The sequence below is a fragment of the Psychromonas arctica genome, from assembly GCF_038155225.1.
Taxonomy (GTDB): Bacteria; Pseudomonadota; Gammaproteobacteria; order Enterobacterales; family Psychromonadaceae; genus Psychromonas; species Psychromonas arctica_B.
On sequence record NZ_JBAKBA010000499.1, the window covers coordinates 1 to 206 of the forward strand.

The 206-nt window shown below is 30.1% G+C and carries 1 protein-coding gene; it reads left to right on the forward strand.

Annotated features, from left to right (window positions below):
- Positions 1–188 (forward strand): hypothetical protein (locus tag V6255_RS19215; protein ID WP_341629505.1); only part of this gene is annotated, 188 nt, incomplete at its 5' end.
- Between the last annotated feature and the right edge of the window lie 18 nt (positions 189–206).

A 206-nucleotide genomic window follows, 5' to 3' on the forward strand; every position in this document is an offset into this window, starting at 1 on the left:
GCTCAAATATTGGTGACGATCCGAACAGTGGTGTTTATAATTTTTATATAGACGATCCTTCTTCCCTGACATTTCCAGATGATTTGTATGATATAAGTTATGTTAAAACAGAGTTAACTGAATACAGTATATTTGCGGAATATTTAATTGAATATAATGATTGGAACTTTATATTGTGTGCTCGTTAAGATTGGTATAAAGCTAAA